This window comes from Lewinellaceae bacterium, assembly GCA_020636135.1.
GTDB lineage: Bacteria > Bacteroidota > Bacteroidia > Chitinophagales > Saprospiraceae > JAGQXC01.
On record JACJYK010000001.1, the window covers coordinates 1,275,418 to 1,294,269 of the forward strand.

The window sequence follows — 18,852 nt, forward strand, 5'->3', positions numbered from 1 at the left end:
CGCGGTTTAAATTCTTGAAACTGTGCCGGTAGTATAGCAACACTGGTTGATTTTTATTTCATTTAGTTGATTGTGTCAACTAAAATACATTTATTTACTATAAAAAATGGAAGACGTAACCATACAGGAGATCCGGAGATTTAACCGGTTTTATACGCAGATCATCGGGTTGTTGGATCGTCACATCATACAAAGCCCGTTTTCATTGCCAGAAGCCCGGGTATTGTATGAACTGCATGCACAGCAACCTACCACCGCTTCCAGTTTGGTTGAGAGCCTTAAGATGGACAAGGGGCTGCTCAGCAGGATCCTTTCGGCTTTTGAAAAGAAAAAATTCCTTCATAAAGAGAAGAGTGTTACGGATGGAAGGTCCTTCCTGCTTCAGCTGACCCCGGCAGGTGAACAAGCCTTTGGCAACATCAATACTGCTGCAAACCAGCAAATCCGGACTTTGATAAGTGATAAAACACATTCAGAACAACAGAAGATCATGAAGGCTATGCAAACCCTGCAACATGTATTTGGAACCAGTGCAACGGATAATAAAAAACTTACGCTGGATGACCTGATCATTCGCACCGAATTACAGTCCGGAGATCTGGGTTATATGATTCAGATGCATGGCCAGGTGTACCAGGAAGAATACGACTACGGGATTTCATTTGAATCTTATGTTGCAGGGGGTGTTGCCGAATTTTATCAAATGTATGACCCTGCGAAAAGCAGGATTTGGATCGCAGAACATCAGGGCTTGCGTGTTGGATTTCTGGTTTTGCTGGATCGGGGTGAAGTAGCACAGCTCCGGTATTTTTTGTTGGATCAGCACTATCGCGGGATCGGTCTGGGGAAGCGGTTGATGGAATTGTTTATGGAATTTCTTCGTGCCAAAAAATATTCCGGAGCTTATCTGTGGACTGTGGATGGATTACCTGCTTCCGCAGCATTATACCGGCGACATGGATTTCAGCTGACCGAAGAAAGGCCCTCATCTGCATTCGGGAAGCCTTTGACGGAGCAGCGATATGACCTTAAATGGTAGAAGAATTTGGATCAATAGCCTCCCCAAAAACGGCGTAGGAACCATTCCAGAGCCGCCAGGAAAAAGAGCAGGAAGAACAGCCATTTCATCATCAGCAACGGCTGGGTGACCGATTGTGCATAGGCTACCGGCTTCACATCCTGACGTGCCTTGATACGATCGGGGAGGGTACTCATGGCATCTGGTAACACAACTTCTCCGTTGCGGTTACTAGCCAATGACTCCAGTACCGACCGGTCGGCGGTCAGGTTGTACATTTCCAGTTGTACGGGTTGGATGCTGAAACTGCCATTGAATGTGAGTTCCTCATTATTATAGGTGGTACTGGCACGGTAGGTATAATTGCCTTCCGGAAAATAACCGGCTTGTAAGGTATATTGCAGACCACGGCGATCCATGGTAAATCTAAATTCCTCCCGATTATCATTGTAAATAGAAATGAATACATCGGGATCATTCACCAGTTCATAGGATTGGTTGTATAATTCTGCATCCATCCGGACGATTTCATTTTCCCGGAATATCTTTTTAGGCAGGTACACCCTGAATTGACGTTTGTCTTCCTGGAGGGCCAGGTACTGGACCGTTTTGTCGATCAACTCATCCACCAGCTGGTGATCCTGATGGTTTAAATAGTCGTAAAGACGCCATTTCCAGATTCCTTCAGCAGTGAGTATCCCGGTCTTAACCTCTCCGTCCTGATGGAAGAGCCACAACGGATAATTTGTCTCCACTTTGCTGATCACCTGATTCATTAACACTGTTGTTCCGGCCCGCAGGCCATATTCGCCAAAAGGAGCCTGCAGCGGTGGCATTTCCGTGAGGAAATCTTTGAGTGCGTCGCTGAGGGTGAACAATCCAAAGCTGTTTTGCAGTTCACCGGTCACTTCATCGGTATTCCGGATCTGCGTTTTGATGGATAATGCATTTTGTATCTGATTGAAGGCATTGATGTCCGTATCGGCACCCAGGATAAACCAGCGATTTATCTTGCGGTCATCCATTGTTTTGAGCATGGCATTGATGGACTTTCCCGGAGCCGGCAATTGATCAAAGACAACCAGATCAAAGTCCTGAATTTCAACCGGGTCGCCAAATATTTTAGTGGTGACCTGGTAATTTTTATTCTTTTCCAGGCTTTGGCGGATGGCAGCCAGATCCGGATGGGGTGTGGAGGCCAGTAATAACACATTTTGCCTGGCATCCAGGACATCTACGTAAATGTCTTTGTAATTATTGGAGGTCGCTTCCTCTCCGGTGACCGGGGCCAGGGCGATGCGGTAATGCTGCACTCCCGGTTTATCTGCTTCCAGGATGAAATTTAGCGATTGGAAGAAAGGGTCCCGGTTGATGGTTATGGTTGCCTGGTCAGACCGTGTCCGGCTATCACCCTCCACCCGGTAGATCTGTAGATTGGACCGGTCCCCATCACAGGCGTCAGCCTGGACATCGACCTGTACCTGAAAGCGATCTCCCAGGTAAACGATGTCATTGTAATACACATTTTCAACACGGGCATCCTTCTGAATGGTCGTATCACCCAGTAATACACCATAGATCGGGGCCTTCAAATTCTTGCTGCCGTAAATCGGATTCTTGCCTTCATTATACAATCCATCCGTGGCAAGAATGACGGCACCCAGATTCTGATCATTGTACTGATCGTAGACATAATCCAGAAACTGTGTGATATCTGTAACCGGATCTGTAAAGCTATCGCGAAAGCCTTCGTGGACACCGTCACCGAAACTGAGCCGGTGAATATCGTAATCCCCGGAGAGCTGATTGGCCATTTGATCCAGTTGCCGCTGGTAAGCAACGATCTGTTCAGGTTTCATACGTGCCGGCACCGATTGAGATACATCCGTACCTAACACAATGATCGGCTTTTCGACCGTGGAGGTTTGATATTTCAAAAATGGAGACAACAGCAGGGCTGCGAGCAGGAAACTGACAATAAAGCGCAGGATTCCAAGTAGATATTGTTGCCACCGGTGTGAAGTCGGAATGATTTTATTCCGGTAATATAAGATCAATGTAATGATCAGGGCTGCCGCTGCACATAGAATGAGGTAGACCGGAGGATATAAAAAACTTAGGTTTTCCAAGTGTTCACCAAATTAGCTGGGGCGTCAAAGATACGCCGCCAGGTAAAAAATCATATTATTCTCCCAATTATTGGAAAAGGTCTCTCATCTTAACATGAATTTAAGGTTCCTGTTGATGAATACATTCTAATTTTGAACGATTTCGAGCGCCAAATGTGTTCTTACTTCATCAGCTGGAATTGAAACCATAACATCATGCGTCTTAGATTAATCAGCCTATTGCTCTTTCTTAGCTTCACAGCAATTGTCCGTGCCAACTACATTTTGATTCCTATGGACTTAAAGCAGAAGCAGCATCTGAAAGCTTATGGTATCTGCTATTGGGTTTTGGAACAGAACGTAGAAGCATGGTGGCTGCTCAATTACCGGGGAGGGAGTTTTGCATTTCCCTATGCCCAGTCCTTTGAGAAGGAATGCCTGACCCGGGATGTGACCTTTGAGGTGATACCGGATGCAGCATTTGCGAAAATTCGGAATGAAATCGCCCAGGAAGAGGTGAATCAGGATGCCATTAAGCTGGAGAAAGCGCCAAAGATTGCGGTGTATACGCCGGAATTCAGCCAGCGGGGAGAAAAAATTCAGCCGTGGGATGATGCGGTCACCTTGGCATTGACTTATGCGGAAATTCCATATGAAACCATTTACGATGCGGAAGTCATGTCGGATAAGCTGGCATTGTATGACTGGCTGCACCTGCACCATGAAGATTTTACCGGCCAGTATGGAAAATTTTATGCCTACCATAACGAACCCTGGTACCGTGAGAATAAGCGTCAGCAGGAAGAACTAGCTGCCAAACTTGGATTTAAGAAAGTGTCCGAACTCAAGCGGGCAGTCGTAAACAAGATCCGGGACTACGTTGCAGGAGGTGGATTTATGTTTGCGATGTGTTCCGCTACGGATACGTATGATATTGTATTGGCTACTGAAGGGGTAGATATTTGTGCGGACATTTATGACGGCGACCCGATGGATCCGGATGCCAACCAAAAGCTGGATTACTCCCAGACCTTTGCTTTCCGTGATTTTAAATTGGTATTGAATCCTTTGGAGTATGAATTTTCCACTATTGACAATACACGCCGGCGAACGGTGACTCCTGAAAACGACTATTTTACACTCTTTGACTTCTCGGCGAAATGGGACCCCGTACCGACCATGCTGACCCAGTGTCATACCCGCACCATCAAAGGGTTCATGGGGCAGACCACGGCATTTCCCGAAGACATCATTAAATCCAATGTACTGATCCTGGGTGAGAATAAGGCCATCCATGAAGCACGCTACATTCACGGAGAATATGGAATGGGCACCTGGACTTTTTATGGGGGCCACGATCCGGAAGATTACCGCCACCAGGTCCATGATCCGGAGACGGATCTCAGTTTGCATCCCAATTCTCCCGGCTACCGGTTGATTCTTAACAATATCCTCTTCCCGGCAGCACGTAAGAAGGAACGGAAAACCTGATGTTGAAGCACCTCTTGTGGCTGCTGATCCGCTGGGGCTTTTACATTTCCCTACCATTTGTTTTGTTGATCCGCGGGGGTGTATATCTCCACCGGCATTTCTATTTGCAAGCCTGGCTCACGGTACTGGGAGGGGTTGTTATGGCTTCGGTCATCCTGCTGGTGTACTGGACGCTGATACAACGAAGGCTTTTTCCGGAAAAATCGATCGAACATAATAGGTTTAGTATAATGTTGGTTTTTCTGGTGGTGACGGCCTACGGCTTCCAAAGTGCATTTTACCTGGCTCAGAATCATGCCAAAACGGATGCTATTCACGCTGAATTCCAGGAGTTACATCCGTTATTAAGGCTTAGCGTATCGACTGTGATCCTTTTGGATCGCAAAGTCCTCATCACAGATGCTTCACGATTACCGGAGGACTATAAGAGGATGGGGATGTCCTCCAAAAAGCAGTCGCTTCACTACCTCCAAAAGGATGGTTATACCCATGCCATGGACCTCCGGACCAGAGGACAGCCGGCCTGGCGGAATGCCTTGTTGCAGGCTTATTTCAAGATCATGGGATTTAACACCCTGCGGCATGGAGGGAACAATGATCATTTACACGTATCCTTATCCAGCTGGGACCGGCCAGGATCGATATGACTTTATCTGGGAAGTGAATACCTGGTCAATATCCTCGCAAGACACACCCGGTGCGGTCATTTTTTTGTATTTTGTAAACGTATAAAATTAGGATTATGTACCGAACGAAGATAGCAGGGATTGGATACTATGTACCGGAGAAAGTGGTTACGAATAATGATTTGACCCGGGTCATGGATACCTCCGATGAATGGATCATAGAGCGCACCGGAATACAGGAGCGCCGCTATGCGAAAAAACATCATGAGTCTACCTCCACCATGGGAGCAGAAGCTGCCAAAATTGCCATAGAAAGGGCTGGGATCACTGCCCAGGATATCGATTTTATCATCTTTGCTACCCTTTCACCCGATTACTTTTTCCCGGGTTGCGGCGTATTGGTTCAGCGCCTTTTGGGAATCCCGAATGTCGGTGCATTGGATGTTCGCAATCAATGCAGTGGATTCATATACGGACTTTCAGTTGGAGACCAGTTTATCAAAACCGGCATGTATAAGAATATACTTCTGATCGGGGGGGAGTTTCACAGTGCAGGCCTAGATTTTACGACCCGGGGGAGAAATGTTACGGTCATCTTTGGGGATGGCGCCGGTGCAGTTGTCCTGCAGCCTACGGAAGAAGATGGTCAGGGTATCTTATCCACCCATCTGCACGCGGATGGGAATTATGCCGAGGTACTCGCCTACATCAATCCGGGATGTCATGGCGGTGTGCACCTGGGGACAGAACGATTTGGCTATCCAGACCAGGAATTTGGTGGTGCCTTTCTGACCCAGAAAATGTGGGATGACGAAGATTATTACCCCAATATGGATGGCCAGGCAGTCTTTAAGGTCGCCGTTCAGAAGTTTCCGGAAGTGATCATGGAAGCATTAAAAACCAATAACCTCACTCCGGCAGATATCAATTTGTTGGTTCCGCACCAGGCGAATCTGCGGATCAGCCAGTTTGTCCAACGCATACTCAAACTCCGCGATGACCAGATTCATAACAACATCCAGAAGTTTGGGAATACGACAGCAGCGTCGATCCCCATTGCCCTGTGCGAAGCTTGGGAAATGGGCAAGGTGAAGCCGGGAGATTTGGTCTGCCTGGCAGCATTTGGGAGCGGATTTACCTGGGGTTCGGCTTTGATCCGCTGGTAAAATTCAAACCACATCGATTTCCGGAAAGTCGGCCTCAATACAACACCTGGATTGATTTTTCCATGCCATTGTATTTCTCTCAACTTATCTACATACTTCGTGTTTGTTGAGCACGATGAAAACCATATACGACCATCAGATCCGGGATATTTACGGGAATCAAATTCCGCTTGAGAAATATCGGGGTAAGGTTTTGCTAGTCACCAATACGGCTTCACATTGTGGGTTTACTCCCCAATTAGCCGGACTGCAAGAGCTATATTCTCTCTACCGGGATCGGGGATTAGAACTGTTGGCTACCCCAAGCAATGATTTCCGTAACCAGGAGCCGCTGGAGGGGAATGAGCTACTGGTATTTTGTGAATCCTATTTTAAGACCACATTTACGATCACGGAGAAGATCCACGTCACGGGCCCCGGGCAACATCCCCTGTACCGGCAGTTCGAGCATACATTGGGGCCAATGTCTTGTCCCCGCTGGAATTTTTACAAATATTTGATTAATCGTAATGGAGAAGTAGTATCGTACTTTGTTACATTTACCAAGCCCAATTCAAACCGGGTCAAAAGAACCATTGAAAGATTACTGAATTCATGAAAGTTGATATTCTTGCCATCGGGGTACATCCGGATGATGTGGAGTTGTGCTGCAGCGGAACGATCTTTAAACACATAGCAGAGGGATATAAGGTCGGTATCCTCGATCTGACAAAAGGGGAGCTTGGCACACGAGGCACTCCCGAAATCCGGGCGGCCGAAGCTGCGGAGGGAGCGCGGATAATGGGCGTCGAGTTCCGCAAAAACATCGGACTGCGGGATGGATTCTTTGAAATTTCAGAATCATCAATTAATCCGATTATCGAGGTCGTCCGTTATTGTCAGCCGGACATCATACTGGCCAATGCGATTCAGGACCGCCATCCCGATCATGGCCGGGCCAGCGAGTTGGTTGAGCAAGCTTGTTTTTTAGCCGGATTACACCGTATAGAAACGAACTATGAAGGGGTATTGCAATCACGGTGGCGACCGAAGGCTATCTATCATTACATTCAGGATTTCCAATTGAAGCCTGACCTGATCGTAGATATTACAGCTCACATGGATAAAAAGATGGAAGCCATCCTGGCATTTAAATCCCAGTTTTATGATCCGAATAGCCCGGAGCCTACCTCACCCATATCCGGGAAGGAGTTTCTGGATTACGTAAAATCCATTTCTGCGGCAATGGGCCGGCGAATTGGAGCAGACTATGGGGAGGGATTTAACGTCATGCGGCCCATTGGTGTGAAAGACCTCGTGAAGTTGGATTGAGAAGATGTGAGCGGGTTGAATTACCGGTTATAGGTTATCTTCAGCGTATGGAATTGCGAAGTCGTCGAATACGTTTAACCAGCCCGCTGTATCTGTATATTTCGGCATTGCTGCTCCTGATTTATGTGTTTCTACGGGCCTTGAATCTCTCCATGACCCACGACGAAGCCCACACCTACCTGGCTTTTCATGATGTTTCCGTGTGGTCCTGTTTCTGGTCTGCCTCGTGTTGGGAAAATGCCAATAACCACTTATTGAATACACTGCTCATGCAAGGTTCAGTAGCATTGTTCGGGCCATCCGAATGGGCTATTCGACTTCCCAATGTATTGGCTTATGCCTTGTATCTCTGGGTATCATTGCGCCTGGTGGCATTGCTGGCTCAAGATAAGCCTGGATTACAATGGATCGGATTCATCCTTTTGAATGCCAACCCCTACCTGCTCGATTTCTTCTCCCTTGCCAGAGGATACGGATTATCGGTTTCCTTTATGTTGACGGCTTTATGGTTTTTCCTTCGCTGGATGCGGGATGGTAGAATGCTGGACATATCCCTGTCTTATCTATGGTTGGGGCTGGCAGTCCTCAGCAATTTTACAGCATTAAATTTACTCGCGTCATTTATGATTGCACATGGTATAATGGGACTATCCTTGATTTATCATGAGCACACCTTTAGCTGGAAAAGGATCATAAGCACAGCCCTGCCGGCCCTGGTCCTTCTTCTGGTCCTGGGTGTTTTTCTGGCATTACCTATTCAGGAGTTAAGGGCAAAGGGCGAATTTCTTTATGGAGCACCATCGTTATGGGATACCATTTCCATCCTGGTTTCTGATACCTTATACAGTCAGCATTATCTGGGAGATGCAACGGTCAATACCGGCCTGGTATTTCTGTTGGTGATTATGGTTCCAGCCGTAGGGTTTGCTTTAGGTATTTATTCTTTGCGGAAAAATCTGACCCAACGCTTCTATTTTTCTGTTGTTCTGATCTTACTTACTTCTTTCGCCATCATGCTGATTCAGCACCAGTTACTGAGATCACAATTCCTGTTTAACCGCAAAGCCCTGATGTACATTCCTTTGCTGGCACTGATCCTCTGGTTATTCATATTGGTTAACCGGGACAGGCTCTGGATGCGGATAGGAGGAGGTGTGATAGCCGGATTTCTGGTGTATCATGAATTGCGGTCTGGCAATTTAACTTCCTGCCGGGAATGGTGGTATGATGCTGATACCAAGGCCATGATGCTGTCCTTGCATGATATCACCCAGGATGACCCAAAGCCGGTGTCCGTCGGGTTGAACTGGTTGTTTATGCCGGCTTCCGAATATTATCGGGTGGTTTACCATCTTGACTTTCTGGAGCCATTGGTCTACGACAAAGAAATCCAGACCGATGGTCGATTTGACTATTACTACATTGATGGTGGAGATTGGCCTAAACTGCAGGACCGATACGATAAACTGGTTGATTACGGTGGCCGGTTCTTATTGAAGAAGAAGGGGGGAGGTTAGTCCAGTTTCGCGGTGACTGCTTCTGAGGCGATCCAGGCTCCAATCGCTAGTGACGAAGTAGCTGCCGGAGAAGGTGCATTAACTACATGGACGATTCCCGGACTCTTGAACAACCTGAAATCTTCCTCCAATTCTCCATTGTCACGTATGGCCTGAGCACGCACGCCTGAAGGCGCAGCCTCAACCTGGTCTGCTCGCAATTCTGGTATGAGATGTTGTGCGGCCTTGATAAATGCTTTTTTGGAGAATGAACGGTAATATTCGTCCAGGCCTATTTTCCAGTAACCTTTAAAGAGTTTCCAGGAGCCGGCAAATCCCATCCAGTCTTTCATGTCCCTCCAGGAAAAATCGGTGCGTTGATATCCTTCTCTTGCCCAGGCCAATACTGCGCTCGGTCCGACATCGATGATGCCGGTGATGCGCCGGGTAAAATGGACACCCAAAAAGGGTAGGGCAGGGTTCGGGACTGGATAGATTAGGTGATTAACCAGATGGCGGGCTTCTTCCTTTAAGGCATAATATTCACCCCGGAATGGCAAAATGCGCAGATCCAACCGATTCTCGGTCATCCTGGCCAGCCGGTCAGCCCATAGCCCACCACAGGTTATTACCAGCTTGGTGGTAAAAGTCCGGGTGCTTGTCTCGATGGTCACCTGACGGGGGGCATGTGTGATACCCAATACTTGCGTATTTTGATGGATCTCACCTCCTGCTGCCCGAACCTTTTCAGCAAATTTGGTTGCCACGTCGGCAAAACGAATGATACCCGCCTGTGGTACAAATAATGAAGCCAGTGCCGCTACATGGGGCTCGCGCTCTCTGGTTTGTTCAACGCCCCACCACAGGACATCTTTCATCCCGTTTTGGATACCCCGCTGCTGGATGGATTGCAGTCGAGGTATCTGGTCCGGGTGAGTAGCAACGATCACTTTTCCACAGCGTTCATAATCGATGCCCTCCCGTTCACAGAAGTCAATCAATTGTTGGTATCCCTCTTGACATAATTTTGCTTTGAAACTGCCGGGACGGTAGTAAATGCCGGAATGTATGACACCACTGTTGTGACTGGTTTGATGGGTAGCTAGCCCGGATTCCTTCTCCAGTATGGCCAATTTCCAGTGCGGGTATTGCATGGATATCCGGTAGGCTGTGGATAGCCCGACAATACCACCACCTACGATCAAGACGTCATACGTATTCATGGCACGAAGGTACTGCATTCAACATCCGCTTATACCATCTTTCCTGACTCTTTCGTTTGTAGGACATGATCCGGAAGACTGGGACTTCCGGGCAAAGATTCCGGAAACCCGGATGGGATAAAAATTTGTTTAAATTTATCCACATGGTCAGGTTAAAGCAGTACTGGGATAATTTGTTTCGTGTAGCGTTTGTCAGCGTGTGGATTGTGCTGTCTGCTCAGGTTGTGCTTGGTCAGGACACCCTGTCCAATGAAATGTACATAAGTCCGGCGGGTGAATTGAAATACGAGACTGTATATCACTGGGACCGGAATCAGGGCTTGCCGGGGGGGCAACTCAAGCAAACCTTCAAAGACTCTCTGGGATTTTATTGGTTTGTTACGGAAAATGCCATCACCCGATTTGATGGAGAACGCTTTTTGGATTTTACCATCAAGGATAAAGATCGTCACCTTTCAGGAGCTCATATCCAGAGTGTGTGGATGCCGGATGCGGAGAATTTGTGGGTCTTTTACGAGGACCGGCAGACAGGTTATGATCGGATCAATGCCATCAATCTTAGCGTCAGTTACGAAGACTTTCCCTATGGCAATATGATTCGTTTCTATCCGCTGGACCGGCAGCGCTCCCTTTGGATCACTGGAAATCAAAGCGAGATTGAGATATATGTCAAGTTGCAAAGCGGATCGCGGATGGTCCGATCGTATGTATTGCCTTCCAATTGGGATCCGGGACAGATTTTGATCCGGGCTAATGAGCAAACCATTTTTGTCGGTAATCTGATCAATGATACGTTGTTACTGATCCATGATCAGCAATTGGAACAATACCCGGTGCGGGGGCAACTGAATACGATAACCCCGCGCGGGGACCGGGATGCCTTACTCACCTATGAAAATGTTCCGGGCATCTTCCGTCTGGACCTGATGACCATGGTTCTGGATCACTTTGGATACGTCTCTGCCAACGAATATTTTGATGGCGGATTTAAGGATCGCCAGGATAATATTGTTTTTTCCATCCGGAGTAATTTCAAAACACCCAAGGGGTACATTATCATTACTCCGAAGAATGAGGTGGTGCCCCTATACCTGAATATTGATGGGGGAGAGATCATCAGCGACCTGTACAGCGACAACATTTTTAATGAAGCCACCCTGGCGACGCCTACCGGCGCCTATTACCTGTATAAATCCGGAAACAAGATCCACAATTTTTTCACCAAGAAAATCTCGAAAGGACAGTGGGGAGCCGTGATGCGCGGTATGGCTGAAGCGCCTGACGGCACGGTATATGCCTTAAGGGAATTTGATGTATTACACGAGCTGTCACCCGACCATGAACATTCCAGAGCTATTCTGCTCCATCTTCATGATACGCTGCAAAACAGGTATTTACCACTGAGTTGCAGCTCGAACCTGGCTATGGTTGACAGTACAGTCCTGTGGGGAAGTCTCTGTGATCAACAGCAAAATGCCTATTTGTTTTCCTATAATGTGAAGAACCGGCGTTCTCACTTATTCTGGGTTGGTTCAGATATGCTGGTACGCGATCTGACATACGATCGTTCCCGCAACAGTATCTGGCTTGCTGTGCGGAGGAATGTGGATAATGGGGGATTATTGTTGCGTTTTAACCTTATTACCAAGCAATTCGAATTATGGAAAAATAAGGATCAGGAAAATCCTTTGGACGATGCCCTGCCCAATTGCATCAAAACAGATTCCCTGCAAAAGCTGTGGATAGGCACTCAAAACGGATTATACCGGGTCGACCCGGACAAAAATGAATGGCAAGCCTGGACACAATCCAATCAACTACCTAACGAGCAGATATTGGATTTCTACCTGGTCAGTCAGGAAGAGATCGCGCTGGGCACCGAAGGTGGATTTGTATTGTTTAATCCCAAAACAAATCGTGTAATTCAAAAATACGATGCAGAAGCAGGGTTGAATAACCTCACCGTCTGCAGTATCCTGAAGGATGCTTCCGGTAATTTCTGGTTGGGCACATTCAATGGCCTTTCCTTCATTAATGTAAAGGATGGCCTGGTCACGAATTATCTCGAACAAAGCGGAATAAGCCATACGGAATTTAATCGATTGTCGGTATTAAAGGATCACCGGGGTCAATTTTATTTCGGAGGCATGAATGGTGTAAGTGTTTTTTACCCGGATCAGCTTCGTGATAAAGATTTGGACAAAGGCTTGCGGCTGGTCGCTATCAATCAATTAAACAGAAATTTAGGTTTGGTCCGGCACACGGATGAAGTGCCTTTTTTGAAAGAAATTGTCATGCGGCCCTCGGATGTATTTCTGGAACTTCAATTTTACCATCCGGATAATATGAATGCGCAGAACATGACGCTGGCCTATAAGATCCAGGAGGCCGGTAGCTGGAATATTACAAAGAGTAACCGGATTCGCATTGAACAGTTAAGTCCGGGATTTTATACGTTACGGATACGGGGCACAAATATTGCCGGTAACTGGCTTGAAGAGGAATGGGAAATGCCGATCCGCGTAAAAAATGTATTTTACAAAAGTCCCTATTTCATTGTTTTTTTGTTACTCAGTGCAGGAGGATTGATTTATGGTTACATCAAACGAAGGACCTTGATTATTGCGGAGGAAGAAAGGCAGAAAGCGCTGATAACCAAACGGTTTGCTGAACTGGAAATGCAGGCATTACAAGCCCAGATGAATCCGCATTTTATTTTTAATGCATTGAGTGCCATCCAGTATTTTGTACACTCAAATAATAAAAAGGCGTGTGAGCTTTACATCAGTAAATTTGCGTACTTAATCCGCTCTGTCCTCGAAGCATCAAAGAATAAATACATCTCATTGAGGGATGAATTAAAAATTGTAGCAACTTATGTGGAGCTTGAACGAATGCGGTTTAATAACAAGTTTGATTTTGAAATGGATATTGACGGCTCGGTAAAGGATATGAATGTCCAAATTCCGGCATTGTTTTTACAACCATTTGTGGAGAACAGCATCAATCATGGTTTATTCCATAAAAAAGAAAAAGGTCATTTGCAATTGCGTGTAAATCAGGCAGGAAAAAATATTCACATTCTTATCCAGGATAATGGAATTGGCCGGTTGCAATCGGTGATGATCAAGGAGAAATCAATTGGAGCCCACAAAAGTCGCGGTTTACAGATGATGGAAGAACGCAAGGAAGTCTATCAGAAGGTGGACGGCTATCATTTGAATTTTAATATTGAGGATTTATTTGATGGCGGTAAACCTTCCGGAACCAAAGTAATAGTAAATATTCCCATTTTCGAAAATTAGTAAAAATGATACGAGTTGTTTTAGTGGACGATGAAGAATATCCGCGTTTATTGTTAAAGGAATTGCTGGAGGAAAGTTTTCCTGAAATAGAGATTATCGGTGAGGCAGACAATGCCGATGATGCCTATGTGCTAATTGAAGATGAAGAGCCGGATCTGGTTTTTCTGGATATAGCCATGCCGGAGAAGACGGGGTTTGATCTGTTGCAGATGTTCGATCATCCGGAATTCGAAGTCATCTTTGTAACCGGTTATGATCAGTATGCATTGGATGCATTTAATCACTTTGCCATAGGTTACTTACTGAAACCCATTGACAGCAGCATGCTTTCGGAAGCGGTATTGAATGCTAAAAAGCGCATTGAGAGTAAAAAATCCAATGCTAATATTCAGGAATTGTTACAACATCTTAGCAACTCCTCGCGGAAGACCAATCGGATAGGTATTCCCACCATGGAAGGTTTGGAGTTTGTTGAGATGAATGAAATCATCCGGTGTGAAGGAGATCAAAAGTATACGAAGGTTTATCTGACGAACAGGACCAATATCCTGAGTTCATACAATATTGGCGAATTCAGGCGTATCCTGGAGCACCATAACTTTTTTCAGTGTCACAAGTCTCACCTGGTGAACTTAAACCATGTAAGAAAATACAATAAAGAAGGCACTTTACACATGTCGGATGACAGCTCGGTGCCGGTTTCAAAACGTAAAAAGATCGAGTTTCTGAACCAACTTCCCAGGTTATAAGGCCGATTATGACTTATTTGCATGCGGTCGTCAAATTAGTTGGTAAGTTTCTATATGAAAACATATATTTGCAACTGCATATCCTTATAAGTTGTTTCACCCAAAGAGTTCAACTTAGAACCACCTGTCATTGATGGGTGGTTTTTTTGTTTAGAGGAGTAATGTAAACTTCCCAATACGGCGCATACTCTGTCTGGGCCGTTATCCCAAGTTACCAATCAGGTACAAACAAGGTACTTCAGCCATACCTGAAAATATTCCGTTTTCATTCCCCTGGTGCGAATAACTGTATACTTTGATGCTGATACTACACTGTTGAACTAAACCGCTACGCGGTAGCATCTTAACTCAAAATAGTGTAAAAAGACTCATTGGTTAATCATTAAATCTTTAACAATGAGTCAATTAAGTGATCGGTTCCAACGGGACCTTAACATTCGTAATTACAGCCCTCGAACCATTCGCAGTTATACCCTGGCGCTTCGGCAAATTGGTAGGCACACCGGCAAATGCCCTTCCCAAGTTTCCATACCAGAGTTGAAGGACTATCTGGATTTTCAGGTCAAGCAAGGTAAAAGTTGGTCCACCATTAACGTGATCATCTCTGCGGTTAACCTCCTGTACACCGAGACCCTGGGCGAGCCCCCTATTCTCGATCGCATCAACCGGCCCAAGACACCGGTTAAATTGCCTTCCGTCCTTTCTACAGAAGAGGTAGCTTCCTTTCTGGGATGTATTCGCAACCTCAAACATCGTACCCTGTTTATGACTACCTATTCCGCCGGATTACGCATCGGTGAAGCTTGTCGATTGAAAGTCACCGATATCGACTCCGCACGCATGCGCATCATCGTTCGCAATGCCAAAGGACATAAGGATCGTGAAGTGATCCTATCCCAAAAGCTCCTTGACCAGTTGCGCTCCTATTATAAGTTCTACCGTCCCACAGAATTCCTTTTCATGGGTCAAAAACCAAATACACCCCTTACCTATCGTGCCGCTCTGGATGTCTTTAAAAAATCCTTGGCACGCGCCGGAGTCCACAAACACGCTTCCACCCATACCTTGCGGCATTCCTATGCCACTCATCTCCTCGACAAAGGCATCGACTTGCGCATCATCCAGGCCACGCTCGGTCATAAGTCCATCAAAACAACTCTTAAGTATTGCCACCTCACCAACAATCGTTATGCCGGCGTGACCAGTCCGCTGGATGACCTCAACCTCTAATGCGTCCCCAATGGGAAGTGGCCGATGTCCTGCATCTCGTCGCTGAGCAACTCAAGGAGGATCCTTCATTACCCCAGGTGGTCAAAAAAACCATCACCGATATCCTCCAATGCCGTACTAGCGCCCTTGGAGGTCATCTGCTCGAGTGTCCTAACTGTAAACACACTGTCATCTCCTATAACTCTTGTCGTAATCGCCATTGCCCCAAATGCCAGTACTCCAAACGCGAACAATGGTTGCTCGATCGCAGTGTCGATGTCCTCCCCGTTCGCTACTTCCATGTTGTATTTACGTTGCCTCACCTGCTCAATCCGGTGGCTAAAGCCTTTCCCAGGGTGGTGTATCACGCGCTCTTCCATGCAGCTTGGATGACCATTCAAACTTTGAGCATGGATCCTAAATGGCTAGGAGCGCATTCCGCTATGATTGCCCTGCTGCACACTTGGGGTCAAAACCTCTCCTTTCATCCCCATCTCCATTGCATCATCCCGCAGGGAGGCTTCGTCCCACAGCTGAATCGTTGGGTTTATGCCTACCATCGCAAAATGCTCTTTCCCGTCCGCGTTATCAGTGCACTCTACCGTCGATTCTTCCTTGATTTACTTCAACAGGCTTTCTCCAATAAGCAAATACTTTGGTCCCTTACGGATTGGAATACTTTAATGCAAAAGGCTCAAAGTAAATCTTTTAATGTCTTCGCTAAGTTGCCTTTTACCGGTCCTCATAAAGTCCTCGAATATCTCAGTCGGTATTCCCATCGCGTGGCCATTACCAATCAACGATTGATCCACGTTTCCAAGGAGTCCGTTCAGTTTTCCTACCGCGATTACCGCGACAACAGCTCCAAAACCATGTCGCTTAATCCCTGGGAATTCGCCCGTCGTTTCCTCCAGCATGTACTCCCTAAGGGGTTTGCCAAAATCCGTCATTACGGCTTCTTATCCAATAAAGCCAAAGAAGTCTACATGCCAGCCATTCTTGCTTTCTTCGAGCGCCGTAGACCTGCTAAAATTCGCTTTGACCTAATCGAACATTTCATCAATATCTTCAACACTGATCTTTCCATTTGTCCCCACTGTCACAAAGGCAAACTCCTGCCCATAGCTCAATTACCACCTGCGCGTGGCGATCCGTCCTGTATCATCTCCAGGCATCTCTTGAACAATATTTCAATTCCTATTGATTTTTAATCCAAAACAGACACCATGCTGATCAAATCCTTTTTGCATCCATACTTCAAATACCTACCAGCAGTAGTCCTATTGTTCCTCCTGCATCCATTCTCCAGTTCATGCACCTGTCAATTACCTTTCTTTTATCGATGCGCCAGCATCCATGCTTCTCTTATTCTACATTCATTTCAACCCAAACCATCATTTCCTTTTCCCATAGCGCGGCTTCGTTCAACTCAATTGTATCTATAGTCCTTTTTATCTATCTTTAGCTTAACTATTCAGGTTGTATTGCCCTCCACGCAACACCTTACTTTCGTTCCAGCCGCGAGGACTACAGATACAATCCTTTTTAGGTAAAGGTGGTCGTCAAGGCTATTAAGTTCTTTGTCAGCCGGCCATGAAAGGGGTCTGGAGTGGATTTTGATCACGGTCATTCTGAATTATCGTCCGATAATCCAATCAGTCTTTCTTTTCGACGCTGTCGTGTGCAGATTTGTATCAGCGAAAGGGAAACCTCAAAGTCAGGGTAACTTTCTTACGAACCAATGTATGTACATCACTCATTGACCGCTTTTTTTCATTAGTCTCTCTACATAGTTTAAAAAGCGTCTTATATCATTCAGCATTGAAGTTCAATTCAAAGTTATAGAAAGCGGTTAATGAGATAAAAAAGTAAAGGCAGTTCATTTGAACTGCCTTACTTTTTTCAAAGAAGTGCAAAAACATCGCTTGGGTTATTTTATGGGCGCTTTATCATCCACTTAGAATGCAGGACATTTCACTTTACTGCGCTTTCTGGCCGGACGGTCAAAATCAAAGTACTTCATAACCGAAAGTTCAGGACCTCCCAGGGTACGGGATGCTTTTGCCAAATCTGAAATATTCATGTCAAAGGAGAAGGTAAATACCATATCCTTATAGTCGTATCGTAGTGCACCGATCAGGGCATCGCGTTGGAACTTGCCATCATTGATCGCCCAGCGTAACCAAAAACCGGTATAGACGGCAGATTGTGCACGGAAGTAAGTACGTGGCTCTTTGGACATCCTTACAAAAGTCCCCAGGTTAAATTCACGGTGTGGTCCCTGGTAGTGAAAGATAAAACTGGGTTTCAAGGCCACATATGCATTGACACGGATGCTACCCCCACCGTGAAAGGTATATTTTGGGTACAACTGCAGGCCTTCGGTTTGGATATCCTGATGATCCATGAAAGAAATGGTAGCCCGGTTGAGATGGAACCCCGATAATCCCAGATACAAAAAATCGTATCGGTTGTAGAGCGGAACGAACCATCCCAAACCAGCGGAAATATCCAGATATTGGGTGGTGTTCATCAGCTCTCCGTTCAGCAGAGAAGGATCTTCATCCAGGAATCGTAATTTCTCAATATCAAATTGATTCTGAACAAATCCTATCCGGGCACCGGCAGATATGAGGTGGTCGCCATTGCGATTAAGCGCTTTCAGATAGGACAGGGTGAGGGCGATATCCGTTGTGTTGTACGCAATATCTCCTGCCTTGTCACTTAGTATCTGCAATCCTGCTCCAAACTCATCACGCAGGCCAAAACCTCTGAACGCTTTCATGTCCGCCGAGGCAATCATGGTGCGGTATCCGGCATTGAACGTTTGCCACTGGCTTCGATAATTGCCGATGAGTCGCAAATCTTCGTTCATCAGCCCCACCATGGCGGGATTTAGAAATGTTGGCGATGCATGGATATGTGACAGGTGCACATCCTGCCCCACAGCTGTCCTACTCAGCATGATCATCCCCGTTAGGAACATGAACAAGTAAAAGTGTTTCATAACCCTAGCTTTAAATTTTTACCTATATAAGCTCGTGGCGGGGGGGAGGCCACATGACATCTTGGGGGGCGAATAAGCGATTATCACATCACTCGGTCATCAAAAAAATGGCATTAAACTCTTTGGTATTGATGTTATCTTTT

General features: G+C 46.2%; 14 protein-coding genes. 11 read left to right on the top strand and 3 right to left on the bottom strand.

Annotated elements, in window-relative coordinates:
* Positions 1-106 precede the first annotated feature (106 nt).
* Positions 107-1,039: a MarR family transcriptional regulator gene (locus H6570_04730; protein MCB9318566.1), complete on the top strand. Its 933-nt coding sequence runs from the start codon at positions 107-109 to the stop codon at positions 1,037-1,039.
* 11 nt (positions 1,040-1,050) lie between these two features.
* Here the strand turns inward: H6570_04730 and H6570_04735 are convergent, their stop codons facing one another.
* The gene (locus tag H6570_04735; protein ID MCB9318567.1) at positions 1,051-3,147 is read right to left on the bottom strand and encodes a hypothetical protein; all 2,097 of its coding nucleotides are present in this window, start codon (positions 3,145-3,147) and stop codon (positions 1,051-1,053) included.
* A gap of 195 nt (positions 3,148-3,342) precedes the next feature.
* Between H6570_04735 and H6570_04740 the strand changes: the two genes are divergently transcribed.
* The 6 genes from H6570_04740 to H6570_04765 all read left to right on the top strand — a co-directional run bounded on the left by H6570_04740 (position 3,343) and on the right by H6570_04765 (position 9,237).
* Entirely contained in the window at positions 3,343-4,617 is a 1,275-nt protein-coding gene (locus H6570_04740; protein MCB9318568.1) for an asparagine synthetase B, read from the top strand.
* Positions 4,617-5,264 carry a hypothetical protein gene (locus H6570_04745; GenBank protein MCB9318569.1) on the top strand — a complete coding sequence of 216 codons (648 nt, stop codon included), beginning with the start codon at positions 4,617-4,619 and terminating at the stop codon, positions 5,262-5,264. The genes H6570_04740 and H6570_04745 overlap by 1 nt, the downstream gene beginning before the upstream one ends.
* 95 nt (positions 5,265-5,359) lie before the next feature.
* A complete protein-coding gene (locus H6570_04750; protein ID MCB9318570.1) occupies positions 5,360-6,409 on the top strand; it encodes a ketoacyl-ACP synthase III in 1,050 nt (349 codons plus the stop codon).
* Positions 6,410-6,524: 115 nt separating this feature from the next.
* Complete coding sequence (locus tag H6570_04755) at positions 6,525-7,007, top strand: glutathione peroxidase (GenBank protein MCB9318571.1); 483 nt, start codon at positions 6,525-6,527, stop codon at positions 7,005-7,007.
* Positions 7,004-7,720: a bacillithiol biosynthesis deacetylase BshB1 gene (bshB1, locus tag H6570_04760; protein MCB9318572.1), complete on the top strand. Its 717-nt coding sequence runs from the start codon at positions 7,004-7,006 to the stop codon at positions 7,718-7,720. The genes H6570_04755 and bshB1 overlap by 4 nt, the downstream gene beginning before the upstream one ends.
* A 47-nt stretch (positions 7,721-7,767) precedes the next feature.
* The gene (locus H6570_04765) at positions 7,768-9,237 is read left to right on the top strand and encodes a glycosyltransferase family 39 protein (GenBank protein MCB9318573.1); all 1,470 of its coding nucleotides are present in this window, start codon (positions 7,768-7,770) and stop codon (positions 9,235-9,237) included.
* Here H6570_04765 and lhgO read toward each other — a convergent pair.
* A complete protein-coding gene (gene lhgO / locus H6570_04770) occupies positions 9,234-10,439 on the bottom strand; it encodes an L-2-hydroxyglutarate oxidase (protein MCB9318574.1) in 1,206 nt (401 codons plus the stop codon). The genes H6570_04765 and lhgO overlap by 4 nt on opposite strands.
* Positions 10,440-10,582: 143 nt before the next feature.
* On the opposite strand from lhgO, the gene H6570_04775 reads away from it, so the two are divergent.
* The 4 genes from H6570_04775 to H6570_04790 all read left to right on the top strand — a co-directional run bounded on the left by H6570_04775 (position 10,583) and on the right by H6570_04790 (position 16,913).
* On the top strand, positions 10,583-13,744 hold the full coding sequence (locus H6570_04775) for a histidine kinase (protein ID MCB9318575.1): 3,162 nt from the start codon (positions 10,583-10,585) through the stop codon (positions 13,742-13,744).
* Between the two features lie 5 nt (positions 13,745-13,749).
* On the top strand, positions 13,750-14,493 hold the full coding sequence (locus H6570_04780; GenBank protein MCB9318576.1) for a response regulator transcription factor: 744 nt from the start codon (positions 13,750-13,752) through the stop codon (positions 14,491-14,493).
* A gap of 396 nt (positions 14,494-14,889) precedes the next feature.
* Positions 14,890-15,723 carry a site-specific integrase gene (locus H6570_04785; GenBank protein ID MCB9318577.1) on the top strand — a complete coding sequence of 278 codons (834 nt, stop codon included), beginning with the start codon at positions 14,890-14,892 and terminating at the stop codon, positions 15,721-15,723.
* Positions 15,723-16,913 carry an IS91 family transposase gene (locus H6570_04790; protein ID MCB9318578.1) on the top strand — a complete coding sequence of 397 codons (1,191 nt, stop codon included), beginning with the start codon at positions 15,723-15,725 and terminating at the stop codon, positions 16,911-16,913. The genes H6570_04785 and H6570_04790 overlap by 1 nt, the downstream gene beginning before the upstream one ends.
* A gap of 746 nt (positions 16,914-17,659) precedes the next feature.
* Here H6570_04790 and H6570_04795 read toward each other — a convergent pair.
* Positions 17,660-18,709, bottom strand: coding sequence for a PorP/SprF family type IX secretion system membrane protein (locus H6570_04795; GenBank protein ID MCB9318579.1), 1,050 nt, complete (start codon positions 18,707-18,709; stop codon positions 17,660-17,662).
* Positions 18,710-18,852: the final 143 nt, after the last annotated feature.

Excerpts from the sequence above, each read along its gene's own strand:
- H6570_04755 (MCB9318571.1), top strand. The coding sequence starts at position 6,525 with ATGAAAACCATATACGACCATCAGATCCGGGATATTTACGGGAATCAA.
- H6570_04740 (MCB9318568.1), top strand. The coding sequence starts at position 3,343 with ATGCGTCTTAGATTAATCAGCCTATTGCTCTTTCTTAGCTTCACAGCA.
- H6570_04780 (MCB9318576.1), top strand. The coding sequence starts at position 13,750 with ATGATACGAGTTGTTTTAGTGGACGATGAAGAATATCCGCGTTTATTG.
- H6570_04765 (MCB9318573.1), top strand. The coding sequence starts at position 7,768 with ATGGAATTGCGAAGTCGTCGAATACGTTTAACCAGCCCGCTGTATCTG.
- H6570_04790 (MCB9318578.1), top strand. The coding sequence starts at position 15,723 with ATGCGTCCCCAATGGGAAGTGGCCGATGTCCTGCATCTCGTCGCTGAG.
- H6570_04745 (MCB9318569.1), top strand. The coding sequence starts at position 4,617 with ATGTTGAAGCACCTCTTGTGGCTGCTGATCCGCTGGGGCTTTTACATT.
- H6570_04730 (MCB9318566.1), top strand. The coding sequence starts at position 107 with ATGGAAGACGTAACCATACAGGAGATCCGGAGATTTAACCGGTTTTAT.
- H6570_04775 (MCB9318575.1), top strand. The coding sequence starts at position 10,583 with ATGGTCAGGTTAAAGCAGTACTGGGATAATTTGTTTCGTGTAGCGTTT.
- bshB1 (MCB9318572.1), top strand. The coding sequence starts at position 7,004 with ATGAAAGTTGATATTCTTGCCATCGGGGTACATCCGGATGATGTGGAG.
- H6570_04795 (MCB9318579.1), bottom strand. The coding sequence starts at position 18,709 with ATGAAACACTTTTACTTGTTCATGTTCCTAACGGGGATGATCATGCTG.
- H6570_04750 (MCB9318570.1), top strand. The coding sequence starts at position 5,360 with ATGTACCGAACGAAGATAGCAGGGATTGGATACTATGTACCGGAGAAA.
- lhgO (MCB9318574.1), bottom strand. The coding sequence starts at position 10,439 with ATGAATACGTATGACGTCTTGATCGTAGGTGGTGGTATTGTCGGGCTA.
- H6570_04785 (MCB9318577.1), top strand. The coding sequence starts at position 14,890 with ATGAGTCAATTAAGTGATCGGTTCCAACGGGACCTTAACATTCGTAAT.